The sequence below is a fragment of the Brevibacillus sp. FW306-2-1A-C05A genome (assembly GCF_058781555.1).
In genome coordinates this window covers 99,505-111,678 of the sequence record NZ_JBYSWV010000001.1, presented here as the reverse complement: position 1 = coordinate 111,678, position 12,174 = coordinate 99,505, and the positions used below count along the sequence as shown (strand labels likewise).

The window sequence follows — 12,174 nt, the reverse complement described above, 5'->3', positions numbered from 1 at the left end:
AGAAATGAACTGCTGGCTACATAAGCGCAGCCGTTTACGTTCTGCCGGGATTCTGGGCGCTTTTTTTGCCTGTCTTGGTCTGTGGCTGTCTGGCGGACTAGCCAGTACGGCAGCGGCAAAAGAGCCAGGTCCGGTCATATCGCTGGTAGTGGATGGCAAAGGGGTGGAGTCTGACGTTTTGCCGCTGCGCCAAAACGGACGGATGCTCGTGCCGATCCGGGTGATTGCCGAAGCGACAGGGTCGCAGGTCGAGTATGATGCCGAGCAACAGCGCGTTTCTTTTGGCCAAAAAGGCAAGCATGTCTCGCTCGATGTCAACAGTCGGCTGGCGTATGTGAACGGGGAGCGGGTTACGCTGGAGGCGCCGCCGATTATCGTCAATCAACGTACGCTCGTGCCGCTGCGCTTCGTCAGCGAGGCGCTCGGCTACCAGGTGGAGTGGGACGCGACGTCGTCCGTGGCGCACGTGCAGACAAAGCCTGTGGAGGATCGTGCCGTCACGGTAGAGGAAGCCGCCAATCCGTACGTGGTGCAGCCAAATGACACGCTCGGGGCCATTGCGCTTCGCCACGGGACGACGATGAGTGCGATCAAGAAAAACAACTACTTGTCCAGCGATCAACTGACGATTGGGCAAATTCTGTTTTTGCCGCACGCGGCGAAAAAAGCGGAGCATCCTCTGGCAGACAAGGTCGGAGATAAACGCTTGCTCGGTCAGGAATACTTGTTTCCGTTCAACGATGCGAGCTGGTACGAGCCGTATGGCGACAGCTTCGGTTCCGATCGCGAATGGACGGAGAGCCACAACGGCAGTGTCCGCAGGCATGAAGGCATCGACATCATGGCGCCAAAAGGGACGCCGATCTATTCGGTTTCGGACGGGACGATCAATCGCGTAGGCTGGAATACGTACGGCGGCTGGCGGATCAACATTACCGATAAAAACGGGCAGTTTCGCATGTATTACGCCCACCTCAGCGCCTACGCTCCCGGCCTTCGCGTCGGGGGGACGGTCAAGGCAGGACAGTTGATCGGATTTGTCGGAGATACAGGCTATGGCGGTCCAGGTACGGTGGGGATGTTTGCGCCTCATCTGCATTTCGGGCTGTATCGGAATGACAACGGACGAGCTGTCGATCCGTACGACTACCTTCGTTACTGGGAGCAAAACAAAGTGGTAAGCTTGTTTGGGTAATGGGACAGACTATACGGTAAGGAATCCTGACGAATAGGAGGGCTTTTCGTATGTGGATCTGTCCATACTGTGGAGGAAATCACGGCTTGCCTTTTCACGACGAGCAGTTGGATGGCGTGCTTTGCCTGTCTTCTGATTGCGGCCGGTTCGTGGAAGAAGGCGTCACTTCGGAAGATACCAGAGATTGGGATTATATGGATATGTAGCATCGAGAGCGAGCACGCGCCCGAAAAGGCCGGCTTGCTCTTTTCTTTTTCGCGAAAAAAACGCAGGAACAGCCGGACGCCAAAGGACGAAAGCGAGGAGTCTTACGGCGGGCCGCAGGCGCATACGATGGAAAACAGGCAGTTATAATGGAAGATTCTGATGAAAGATGGCCTGCCAATTGGTTACAATAGAGAAGTATAAGCAGATGGAGAAGGGAGAAGTTGCCATGAAAGCACAGACGTCTGAGATCGCGTTTCAAAGCTCCCAAATGAACGGGATGAACGTACATATTCTTCCGACCGCGAAATTCAAGACTACGACGATCGTGACGATGATTGAACAGGCTCTGTCGGAGGAACACGTGACCAAGACCGCGCTGCTGGCGAACGTCATGAAGCGGGCGAGCGCCCGTTTTCCGGAGACCAAGCTGTTGCGTGCGCACCTCGACTTTTTGTACGGCGCCATTTTTGATGTAGATGTCATGAAAAAAGGCGAACGGCAAATCCTGCAAATTTATATGGAGGTGCCGAACGAGAAGTACTTGTCTAAAGAGGACGCGCTTTTGGAGCAGGCGATTCAGTTCGTAGGCGACATGCTGGTGCGGCCGTATGTGCAAAACAATGCGTTTGCCGAGAAGTATGTGACGCAGGAAAAAGAAGCGCTGCGAAAGCGGATCGAGAGCCTGATTGACGACAAGATGAAGTACGCCAATCAGCGCGTCACAGAAGAGATGTGCAAAGGAGAGCCGTTCTCCCTGCTGGTCCAGGGGCGAGTGCAAGACTTGCCGGCGATCACGGGCCAGGAGCTGTACCGCTATTTTCAGGAAATCACCACAACCAATCCGATCAACATGTTTGTCGTCGGGGATGTCGAGCCGCAAACAGTGGCCGATGCGATCCGCACGCACATCCCGCTTGCGCGCAAGGCAGCGGGCGAGTTGCAGCTCGGTGGCGCGACCAAGCAAGTTGCGGAAGAAAAGGAAGTCGTCGATCGCCTCGATGTGAACCAGGCCAAGCTGAATATCGGCTGCCGCACGCAGGTGACGTACAAGGATGACGACTATCCGGCCTTGCTGTTGTACAACGGCATTTTGGGCGGATTCCCGCATTCCAAGCTGTTTGTCAATGTCCGGGAAAAAGAAAGCCTCGCTTACTACGCTGTATCGCGCCTCGAGAGCCATAAAGGAATCATGATGATTATGTCCGGCATCGACGTCGGCAAATACAAGCGCGCAGTCGAGATCATCAAGGAACAGTTGGAGCAGATGCGGGCAGGCAATATTTCCGAGGAAGAGCTGACGCAGACGCGAGCTACCTTGTCCAACCAGTTTCGCGAGCTTTTGGACAGCGCCCGCGGCATGATTGATTTCACTTACAACGGCGTGATTAGCGGCCGCAAGCGCAAGCTGGATGAACTGCTCGCGGGAATTGAGCAGGCCGGCATCGAAGACATCAAACGGGTGGCGAATAAGGTAGCAATCGATACGATCTACTTGCTGCGCGACAAGAAGGGAGAGGCGTAATTATGCAGACGACTGTTTTTGAGCAAGTAAACGAAACCGTCTACCACGAAACATTGGACAATGGGCTGCAAGTTTTCCTGGTTCCCAAGCAAGGCTTCAGCAAGACGTACGCCGTATTTACCACGCGCTACGGCTCGATTGACAGCCACTTCAAGACGCGCAGCGGCGAAGAGATTAATGTGCCGGACGGAATCGCGCATTTTCTTGAGCACAAAATGTTTGAGAAAAAAGATCGCGACGTCATGCACGAGTTCAGCAAAAACGGAGCCTCCTGCAACGCGTTCACCAGCTTCAACCGCACCGCTTACCTTTTTTCGTGCACAGACAAGCTGGATGACAACTTGAATTTGCTGCTCGATTACGTGCAAGAGCCGTACTTCACCGATGCCAGCGTGGAAAAGGAAAAAGGAATCATCGGTCAGGAAATTACGATGTACGACGACAATCCGGACTGGAAAGTGTACATGAATCTGCTCAAGGCGATGTACCAAAAATACCCGATCAACATCGAAATCGCGGGCACGATCGAAACGATCTCGCACATCACCAAAGAATACCTCTACCAATGCTATGAAACGTTTTACCATCCGGCGAACATGCTGCTTCTGGTCGTAGGCTCGTTTGAACCGGAGGCGATCATGAAGCTGATCCGCGAGAACCAGACGAAAAAGGAATTTCCGCCCGCTCCGCAAATTACCCGGGTATTTCCCGAGGAGCCTGCCGCTCCGGCTCAGGAAAAGATCGAAGCGTTTCTCACCGTCGGTCTGCCCAAGTGCATGATCGGCATCAAGGAAAAGGAAACGGGACTGACCAAAGAAGCGTTGCTGCGCAGAGATTTGACGACGAAGCTCGTGCTGGATATCGCGTTTGGCACCAGTTCAGCCATTTACGAGCGGCTGTACGAGAGCGAGCTGATTACGGACAGCTTTGATTTTGACTACAGCAGCGAACAGGACTACGCCTATACGATCATCGGCGGAGACACGCCCGACCCGGATCGGCTCGTGGCGACGATCAAGGCAGAAATCGCGCAGCTCAAGCAAAAAGGGATCAGCCAGGAGGAGTTCGAGCGGGCCAAGCGGAAAAAGATCGGCCATTTCCTGCGCTCGCTCAACTCCGTGGAGTTTATCGCCAATCAGTTTACGAGCTTCAAGTTCAACGGAAACGATCTGTTCTCCGTGGTGCCAACGTTGGAGTCAATTACACGCGAAGAAGCGGAGACGCGCCTGCAGGAGCATTTTCTCGAGGAGCAAATGGCGGTATCCATCGTGCGTTCCGCTTCGCCGCAGGAGTAGAACATGAGCATGACGGAAAAAATGCCTTGGGCATTGGTGACGGGGGCTTCCGGAGAAATCGGCCAGGCGATCGGTACTTATCTGGCGGAAGCAGGGGTGCCCCTTTACCTGCATTACAACCGCTCAGAGCACAAGCTGGAGCGGCTGGTGCATCTGTGCTCTGAGCGCGCTGTCCCTTGCGTCAAGCTGCAGGCGGACTTGCGCGATCCTGGGCAGATCGCGGCGATGTTCGGGCAGATGTCAGCGCCGCCGCTTCTCGTTGTCAACAACGCCTCGGCCGATCACGTCGGGTTGTTTACCGACGTGTCTGTCGAGACGTTTGACGAGCTGGTGGCGATGAACGTTCGCTCCGCCTTTTTGGTTTGCCAGGCTGCCTTGCCTGCGATGCTGCGCGAGCGCTACGGACGAATCGTCAATGTCTCGTCGATCTGGGGACTGACTGGCGGCTCCTGCGAGGTGCTTTACTCTTTGACCAAAGGCGCGATCAACACGTTTACCAAAGCGCTCGCCAAGGAAATGGCCCCGAATGGCATCACGGTCAACGCGGTTGCTCCCGGAGCGATCCGGGGCGGGATGATGGAGCGTTTTTCCCCGGATGAAGTGGAGATGATCGCGGACGAAATCCCCGCGAACCGCCTGGGCGACCCCCGCGAGGTGGCGGCTGTCGTGCGTTTTTTGCTGTCCGCAGACGCGAGCTACGTCACAGGCCAGATCATCAGTCCAAACGGCGGCTGGTACACGTAAGTCCTGTTCCCGCTCTCGTGAATAATTTCCGAGAAATGGTGGAAGTCTACCTCTTGTGTGGGCGGTCGGTAGAAGACCGTTGCCGCAACGAAAAAAGGAGGGAATTTCCTAATGTCGATTTTGGACAACTTTCGCGACTGGAAAGAGTTTCTCGGAGAGCGAGTAGAGCAGGCGAAACAGGCTGGCATGGAAAGCCAGACACTGGAAAACGTAGCGTACCAGATTGGAGGCTATCTGGCAGAGCAGGTCGACCCGAAAAACGAACAAGAGCGTCTGTTGAAGCAGCTCTGGGATGCGGGCGATCAGCAGCAACAGCAAGCACTCGCTTCCCTCATGGTGAAGCTCGTTCAAAATTCCGATAATGTCAATCGTGGCAACTAGACGTTTAAATCCCCTATTCATGGGGATTTTTCTTTTCGCGTTTGTCGAATGATACGAACGTGATATACTACAGAAGAAGATCATTTTGGGTGGCGGAGAGGATTGTATATGGAAGCGAAAAAAGAATGGTACATGGAGTACGAAATTGCCCGCAACCGTCCGGGTCTGTTAGGGGACGTGTCTTCTATTCTGGGGATGTTGAACATTAATATCGTGACGATCAACGGCGTGGATACGATGCGACGCGGCATGCTGCTCTTGACGGACGACGATGAAAAAATGGAGGTTTTGCGCAACGTTGTGCAAAAAATGGACAACATAACCATAACGAGGTTGCGTCCCCCGACCATGCTCGACCGTCTTGCCGTTCGGCATGGCCGGTACATCGAGCGTGACAGCGAGGACAAAAAAACGTTCCGTTTTGTGCGCGACGAGCTGGGGCTTTTGGTAGACTTCATGGCCGAGATTTTGAAAAAAGAGGGCCATCAGCTAATCGGCATCCGGGGAATGCCTCGCGTGGGGAAGACGGAGTCGATGATTGCAGCAAGTGTCTCGGCGAACAAGCGCTGGACGTTCATTTCCTCAACTTTGCTGCGACAAACGGTGCGAAGCTCCTTAGCCATTGATGAGATGTCTACCGATCATGTATATTTGATAGATGGGATTGTTTCAACGCTGCGATCGACAGAGAAGCACTACACCCTGCTTCGGGAGATTATGAACTTTCCTGCCGCGAAAATCATTGAGCATCCGGATATTTTTGTGCGGGAGTCTGAGTACGAAATGTCTGATTTCCACTACATTATCGAACTTCGCCACTATCCAGATGAGGAGATTACATACGAGCTGATTAACAATCGCGGCTTTGATAATTTTGACATGAATTAAGGAGGGGCAACTGTGTCTGAGCTAGGTCAAGTCTTGCAAAGGGCCCGCGAGGAAAAAGGAATCACGCTCGACGACATCCAACGAATCACCAAGATACAGCGGCGATATTTGGAAGCCATTGAAAGAGGTCATTTTCATGTACTTCCTGGCCACTTTTATGCGCGTGCGTTCATAAAGAGCTATGCGGAAGCCGTCGGTTTGGACCCGAATCACATCCTGACGCATTTTCAGGCCGATTTGCCAGCCCAGCCGCCAACGGAGCAAGTGGAGAGATTGCGTCGCCGGAGAGTTGCTTCCGCGAATAATCCGCTGCAGGCGGGGCGTTGGGTCACCAAAACTTTGCTGGTGTTGTTCATTGCCTTGATTATCGGCGTTATTTACATCGCAGCAGTAAATAACAACGGCAATATCAGCACGCAGCCTGTACCGAGCGGAACAGTCACTCCTGGAGCGGAAATCGTCACTCCGGACAAAGGTGGAGGGGTTCCCACCTCGCCGATCGCGCAGCAGCCGCAACCGCCATCTACTGTCACGCCTCCCCCTGAGCCGGGAACGACGACACCCGAGCCGGGAGAGGTCACTTCTCAGGCGACGATCACGTTCGATTCGCAGCAAGGTTCCATGTACAACTACTCCCTGCAGGGTGGAGAAAAAATCACCGTCCACCTGAAAGTGAAGGAAGACAGAAGCTGGTTCGGGGTATCGGAAGGAAAAGGCAAAAAGTACGTCGAGGAAGGCGAACTGAAAAAGGGAGCCAAGGAAGAAATCACGATTGAACTGGGGAAATCGGCGTATGTGCGTCTCGGAAAGCCGACCGTTGTCGAATTGACGGTGAACGGAGCGGTAGTCGATACGTCCAAAATGAAGTTCATGCCGTCGAACATCACCATCAAAATGAAAGAAGCAGCAGCACAGTAGGCAAGCGTAATGCTTGCCTTTCGTACTTTCGTCTCTTTTGACACTTCCTTTAGGCTTATATTATACTGGATAGGTGTAATATGGGCTGGTGTGACCAATTGGAGGAAAAAAGATGGCAGAGAAGGTAGGTACGCGAGAAAAAGTAGCGATTGTTACGCTGGGCTGTGAAAAGAATCTTGTCGATTCGGACATGATGGCCCATCTGATAGATGAAAAAGGCTATGAACTGGTTGACAATCCGGAAGAAGCAACCGTGGTCATCGTCAATACCTGTGGTTTCATCGATGCAGCCAAGGAAGAATCTGTGAACAAGATTCTGGAAATGGGTGAATTGAAGGAAACCGGCAAGCTGAAATCGCTTGTGGTGGCAGGCTGTCTCACACAACGCTACAAAGAGGATATCTTGAACGAGATTCCCGAGGTGGACGGCATTGTCGGTACAGGCGATTTTATGTCGATTACAGGGATCATTGAAGAATCGCTGGCGGGCAAGCGTCCGATTTTTGTGGGCAACCCGATCTTTACGTACGAAGATGTAGTAAAGCGGAAGGTGAAGGAAGGCACGTACTCTGCATACATTAAAATTGCCGAGGGCTGCGACAACGCCTGTACCTTCTGTAGTATTCCCCTGATGCGGGGTGGCTTCCGCAGCCGGACGATTGAATCCATCGTCGAAGAGGCGCGCCACCTGGCTGCGCAGGGGATTGTAGAAGTGAGCCTGATCGCTCAAGATTCCACGAACTACGGTACAGACATTTACGATGGAAAGCTGATGTTGCCAGAGCTGTTGAACCGTTTGGCGGAAGTGGATGGAATCGAGTGGATTCGTCTGCACTACGCCTATCCGGGCTTTTTTACAGACGAGCTGATCCACACGTTTGCGACCAATCCAAAAGTGTGCAAATACGTGGACATGCCGCTGCAACACTCGGAAGACCATATCCTGAAAAGAATGCGTCGTCCGGGGCGACAAACGGATATTCGCGAGCTTGTGGCGAAAATCCGCGCGCAGGTGCCGGATGTAGCGCTGCGCACCTCATTGATCGTAGGCTTCCCTGGAGAGACAGAAGAGGACTTCGAGCGCCTTTGCGAGTTTGTGAAGGACATCCGCTTCGATCGACTGGGCGTGTTTACGTATTCGAATGAGGATGACACTCCTGCTTCCCGCTTGCCCGACCATGTCGACGAAGAAGTCAAGGAAAAGCGCGCGAACATGCTGATGGAAATTCAGCGTGAGGTTGCAGGCGATCGCAACGGTCGCTTCGTCGGCCAGGAGCTGGACGTTCTCATCGAACGCTACGAGGGACGCAACGATATTTATGTAGGCCGGACGCAATACGACGCCCCGGAAATTGACGGGGAAGTATTCGTCACAGGGTTCAAAGGCAAATTAGGCTCTATCGTAAAAGTGAAGATCACACACTCCTATGAATACGATTTGGCCGGGGAGGTAGTCTAGGTGAATCTCGCCAACCGCATCACCCTCGCCAGGATTTTCCTGGTGCCGGTAGTCATGTTTTTTCTGCTGGTGCGTTACAACATCGGGACATTTTCCATTGGCAGCCTGACGATGACGTATAACGAGCTGATTGCGGCTTTGGTGTTTATCCTAGCAGCCAGTACGGACGGACTCGACGGTTACATCGCTCGCAAACGCAAGATCGTGACGAATCTGGGAAAATTTTTGGACCCGCTTGCAGACAAATTGCTGATCTCCGCAGCGCTGATTTCCCTCGTGGAGATGCAGCGTCTGGAAGCGTGGATCGCGATTGTCATCATCAGCAGGGAATTTGCTGTAACAGGTCTGCGCCTGGTCGCTGCGGCAGAAGGTCAGGTAATTGCTGCCAGCGCATTGGGTAAACTGAAGACATGGGTTCAGATTGTGGCGATTACCGCTGTCATGATCCGCAACTTCCCCTTTGAATTTTTCGGGATTCCGTTTGACGAAGTCGCCACGTGGGCTATGGTCGTTATCACGCTTTATTCCGGGTACGACTACTTTGCGAAAAATCGCAACGTCATCCAATACTCGTAGCTACGGGTATTGGTCTCTTTTTTCACAAGACTCTTCTCTATAGCCGCTATCGGTGATAAACTGTTTGGTTAGAGGCTTTTCTACTCTCAAAGAGAATGGATGAGGAAAATGAGAGCGGAGATTATCGCAGTAGGTACCGAGCTTTTGCTAGGCCAAATTGCCAACACAAATGCCCAGTTTCTGTCGCAGAAGCTGGCGGAAATTGGCGTGGGAGTCTATTTCCATACGGTTGTGGGAGATAACTCAGAGCGATTGCGGCAGGTCATTGCGCTCGCATCCGGCCGATCCGATCTCGTCATTTTGACAGGGGGGCTTGGACCGACCCAGGATGACCTGACAAAAGAAACGGTGGCAGCACACGTGGGCGTCGGGCTGGAAACGAACCAGGAAGCCATGGAAAGAATTGAACAATTCTTTTTGCAACGTGGGATTGTCATGACGGAGAACAATCGGAAGCAGGCGCTGGTGCTCTCAGGCAGCCTTGTCTTTTCCAACGACTTCGGGATGGCGCCTGGGATGGCGATCCGTCATGACAGTTGTACGTTCGTGCTGCTCCCTGGACCGCCAAGCGAGCTGTACCCGATGGTGGATCGCTACGTGATGCCGTACTTGACAGACCTGTTGCCAGAGAAGCAAGTATTCCATTCCCATGTGCTGCGCTTCTACGGAATCGGGGAATCCGCTCTGGAGGAGCGGCTGCTGGATTTGATTGAAAAGCAGGACAACCCGACGATCGCGCCGTATGCCAAGGAGTTTGAAGTGACGCTCAGGCTCACGGCGAGAGCGGCTACGGCAGAAGAAGGGGAAGCGCTGATTTTGCCGGTGGAAGAAGAAATTCGCAAGCGTGTTGGCGAGTATGTGTACGGGATGGGAGAAGATTCGTCCCTGCATGCCGTCTTGGTGAGCGAGCTGAAAAAGCGAAACGAAACGATCGCATGTGCGGAAAGCTGTACAGGCGGCACGGTCGCTTCGCTGATTACGTCCGTTCCCGGCAGCTCGTCTGTTTTTCAAGGCGGCGTAGTCTGTTATACAAACGATGTGAAAAACCGGCTGCTTGACGTGCCCGAAGAGGTTTTGAATACGGACGGTGCGGTCAGTCGGCAAACGGCGCAGTTGCTTGCAGAAAATGTGCGAGCCAAGCTGGGAGCCACATACGGCGTGTCCGTGACGGGTGTGGCTGGACCCGACCCTTCGGAGGGCAAGCCTGTTGGCCTTGTCTACGTCGGAATTGCGGGTGAAGGGATGCCCACAGTAGTAAAAGAACTGCGCCTGGCTGGCAGAAGACAGGCGATTGTTGGGCGTGCCGCCAAATTTGCGCTATTTTATGCGCTGCAAATGCAAAAAGAAAGGTGACGTTTTCATGACGATGTTTTCTGATTTTCCTTTACATAAATCCATTTTGCAGGCGATCCACGATATGGGCTTCGAAGAGCCATCGCCGATCCAGGCCGCTTGCATTCCGAAAGTGCTGGCTGGGGGAGACCTGATCGGCCAAGCACAGACGGGAACGGGTAAGACCGCAGCTTTCGGGATTCCGCTCGTGGAGAAAATTACGCCAGCCAACCGCGTACAGGCTATCGTGCTGACTCCGACGCGCGAGCTTGCCATCCAGGTTGCCGGAGAGCTGCTGCGCATCTCCAAATACAACAAAGTACGCACGCTGCCGATCTACGGCGGACAGTCGATCGGCCACCAGATTCGCGCCCTGCGCCAAGGCGTGCAGATCGTAGTCGGGACGCCCGGCCGCGTCATGGACCACCTGCGCCGCAAAACATTGAAGCTCGATCATGTACATACGCTCGTTCTGGATGAAGCGGACGAAATGCTGGACATGGGCTTCATCGAAGATATCGAAACGATCATCACACATATGCCGGAAGAGCGTCAGACTCTGCTTTTCTCCGCAACGATGCCGCCTGAAATCAAGCGCCTGGCGACCCGCTACATGAAGCAGCCGCAAACGATCGCGGTCAGCCGCGAAGAAGTGACAGCGCCATTGATCGAACAAGTGTATTACAAAGTGTTTGACCGGAACAAAGTAGAGAGCCTGTGTCGCATTCTCGACAGCGAGGACGTGGAGCTTGGCATCATCTTCTGCCGCACCAAGCGCGGGGTGGATGAGCTGTCCGAAGTGCTGCAATCTCGCGGGTATTTGGCGGACGGCTTGCACGGCGATCTTTCCCAGGCGCAGCGCGACAAGGTGATGAATGCCTTCCGCGAAGGCTCCATCGAGTTTTTGATCGCCACCGACGTAGCGGCGCGCGGGATCGACGTAGGAAACGTATCCCACGTCATCAACTACGACATTCCGCAAGACTCCGAGAGCTACGTGCACCGGATCGGGCGTACAGGCCGCGCCGGACGCAAAGGAATCGCCATGACTTTGGTGACTCCGCGTGAAGTTAGACAGATGATGTTCATCCAGAAGCAGACAAAAGCACAAGTGCTGTCCCGCAACGTTCCGTCGCTGGAGGAAGTGGCTGAACGCAAGCAGGAGCAGCTCCGCGAGCAGTTGACCAGCCTGCTGGAAAGCGATGCGATTGCGGATATGTACCAAAAAGTAGCGGAAACGCTCGTGGGCCAATACCCGGCTGAGAAGGTTGCGGCTGCGGCACTGCACCTGGCTTTCCATACCGAAGCAGGGCAAATTCAGGAGACCGAAGCGTACAACTTCGGAGAGACGGGTGCGGCAAAAGGCATGGTGCGTTTCTTCCTGAACGTAGGCCGCAACGCGAACATGAAGCCGCAAGATTTGGTTCGCGAAATTTCCGAGTCGGTCGGCATCCCGGGCAAAGCGGTGGGCCGCATCGACATTTTCGAAAACTTCACGTTTGTGGAAGTGCCGGAAGAAGTGGCGGCGTTCGTCTACGAATCGCTCCGCCAAACCCGGATCAACGGCAAGCGCATCAACCTGGAGCCGGCGAAGCCGCGCGGTGCGAAGCGCTCCTAACTTCGCTACAGGTGAAAAACAGACAGCCATTTCGCTGGA

General features: G+C 53.9%; 12 protein-coding genes. All 12 read left to right on the top strand.

Going from position 1 to position 12,174, the window contains the following annotated elements; all coding sequences use genetic code 11:
- The first annotated feature begins 4 nt into the window (after window positions 1–4).
- The 12 genes from AC3WJN_RS00600 (at window position 5) to AC3WJN_RS00545 (ending at window position 12,135) form a co-directional block, all read left to right on the top strand.
- On the top strand, window positions 5–1,195 hold the full coding sequence (locus tag AC3WJN_RS00600) for a stalk domain-containing protein (protein ID WP_005834117.1): 1,191 nt from the start codon (window positions 5–7) through the stop codon (window positions 1,193–1,195).
- 50 nt (window positions 1,196–1,245) lie between these two features.
- Entirely contained in the window at window positions 1,246–1,401 is a 156-nt protein-coding gene (locus AC3WJN_RS00595; RefSeq protein ID WP_007786872.1) for a hypothetical protein, read from the top strand.
- Between the two features lie 227 nt (window positions 1,402–1,628).
- A complete protein-coding gene (gene yfmF / locus AC3WJN_RS00590) occupies window positions 1,629–2,924 on the top strand; it encodes an EF-P 5-aminopentanol modification-associated protein YfmF (protein WP_007786875.1) in 1,296 nt (431 codons plus the stop codon).
- 2 nt (window positions 2,925–2,926) lie between these two features.
- Window positions 2,927–4,219 (top strand): EF-P 5-aminopentanol modification-associated protein YfmH, encoded by a 1,293-nt coding sequence (gene yfmH / locus AC3WJN_RS00585; RefSeq protein ID WP_007786878.1) that lies wholly within the window; start codon window positions 2,927–2,929, stop codon window positions 4,217–4,219.
- A 9-nt stretch (window positions 4,220–4,228) separates the two neighbouring features.
- Window positions 4,229–4,963: an elongation factor P 5-aminopentanone reductase gene (gene ymfI / locus AC3WJN_RS00580; protein WP_035317584.1), complete on the top strand. Its 735-nt coding sequence runs from the start codon at window positions 4,229–4,231 to the stop codon at window positions 4,961–4,963.
- 111 nt (window positions 4,964–5,074) lie between these two features.
- The gene (locus AC3WJN_RS00575; protein ID WP_005834108.1) at window positions 5,075–5,344 is read left to right on the top strand and encodes a DUF3243 domain-containing protein; all 270 of its coding nucleotides are present in this window, start codon (window positions 5,075–5,077) and stop codon (window positions 5,342–5,344) included.
- A 108-nt stretch (window positions 5,345–5,452) separates the two neighbouring features.
- The gene (locus tag AC3WJN_RS00570; protein WP_005834105.1) at window positions 5,453–6,232 is read left to right on the top strand and encodes a YmfK family protein; all 780 of its coding nucleotides are present in this window, start codon (window positions 5,453–5,455) and stop codon (window positions 6,230–6,232) included.
- 12 nt (window positions 6,233–6,244) lie between these two features.
- Window positions 6,245–7,150 carry a helix-turn-helix domain-containing protein gene (locus tag AC3WJN_RS00565; RefSeq protein WP_005834104.1) on the top strand — a complete coding sequence of 302 codons (906 nt, stop codon included), beginning with the start codon at window positions 6,245–6,247 and terminating at the stop codon, window positions 7,148–7,150.
- A 112-nt stretch (window positions 7,151–7,262) separates the two neighbouring features.
- Window positions 7,263–8,609 (top strand): 30S ribosomal protein S12 methylthiotransferase RimO, encoded by a 1,347-nt coding sequence (gene rimO / locus AC3WJN_RS00560; RefSeq protein WP_005834102.1) that lies wholly within the window; start codon window positions 7,263–7,265, stop codon window positions 8,607–8,609.
- Window positions 8,610–9,185 (top strand): CDP-diacylglycerol--glycerol-3-phosphate 3-phosphatidyltransferase, encoded by a 576-nt coding sequence (gene pgsA / locus AC3WJN_RS00555; protein WP_005834099.1) that lies wholly within the window; start codon window positions 8,610–8,612, stop codon window positions 9,183–9,185.
- 108 nt (window positions 9,186–9,293) lie between these two features.
- The gene (locus AC3WJN_RS00550) at window positions 9,294–10,538 is read left to right on the top strand and encodes a competence/damage-inducible protein A (RefSeq protein ID WP_026557306.1); all 1,245 of its coding nucleotides are present in this window, start codon (window positions 9,294–9,296) and stop codon (window positions 10,536–10,538) included.
- 7 nt (window positions 10,539–10,545) lie between these two features.
- Window positions 10,546–12,135, top strand: coding sequence for a DEAD/DEAH box helicase (locus AC3WJN_RS00545; RefSeq protein ID WP_007786887.1), 1,590 nt, complete (start codon window positions 10,546–10,548; stop codon window positions 12,133–12,135).
- Window positions 12,136–12,174: the final 39 nt, after the last annotated feature.

What these genes read in the sequence shown, in the direction of transcription:
- AC3WJN_RS00600 (WP_005834117.1), top strand. Translation starts at nt 5, where the DNA reads ATGAACTGCTGGCTACATAAGCGCAGCCGTTTACGTTCTGCCGGGATT.
- AC3WJN_RS00595 (WP_007786872.1), top strand. Translation starts at nt 1,246, where the DNA reads ATGTGGATCTGTCCATACTGTGGAGGAAATCACGGCTTGCCTTTTCAC.
- yfmF (WP_007786875.1), top strand. Translation starts at nt 1,629, where the DNA reads ATGAAAGCACAGACGTCTGAGATCGCGTTTCAAAGCTCCCAAATGAAC.
- yfmH (WP_007786878.1), top strand. Translation starts at nt 2,927, where the DNA reads ATGCAGACGACTGTTTTTGAGCAAGTAAACGAAACCGTCTACCACGAA.
- ymfI (WP_035317584.1), top strand. Translation starts at nt 4,229, where the DNA reads ATGACGGAAAAAATGCCTTGGGCATTGGTGACGGGGGCTTCCGGAGAA.
- AC3WJN_RS00575 (WP_005834108.1), top strand. Translation starts at nt 5,075, where the DNA reads ATGTCGATTTTGGACAACTTTCGCGACTGGAAAGAGTTTCTCGGAGAG.
- AC3WJN_RS00570 (WP_005834105.1), top strand. Translation starts at nt 5,453, where the DNA reads ATGGAAGCGAAAAAAGAATGGTACATGGAGTACGAAATTGCCCGCAAC.
- rimO (WP_005834102.1), top strand. Translation starts at nt 7,263, where the DNA reads ATGGCAGAGAAGGTAGGTACGCGAGAAAAAGTAGCGATTGTTACGCTG.
- AC3WJN_RS00550 (WP_026557306.1), top strand. Translation starts at nt 9,294, where the DNA reads ATGAGAGCGGAGATTATCGCAGTAGGTACCGAGCTTTTGCTAGGCCAA.
- AC3WJN_RS00545 (WP_007786887.1), top strand. Translation starts at nt 10,546, where the DNA reads ATGACGATGTTTTCTGATTTTCCTTTACATAAATCCATTTTGCAGGCG.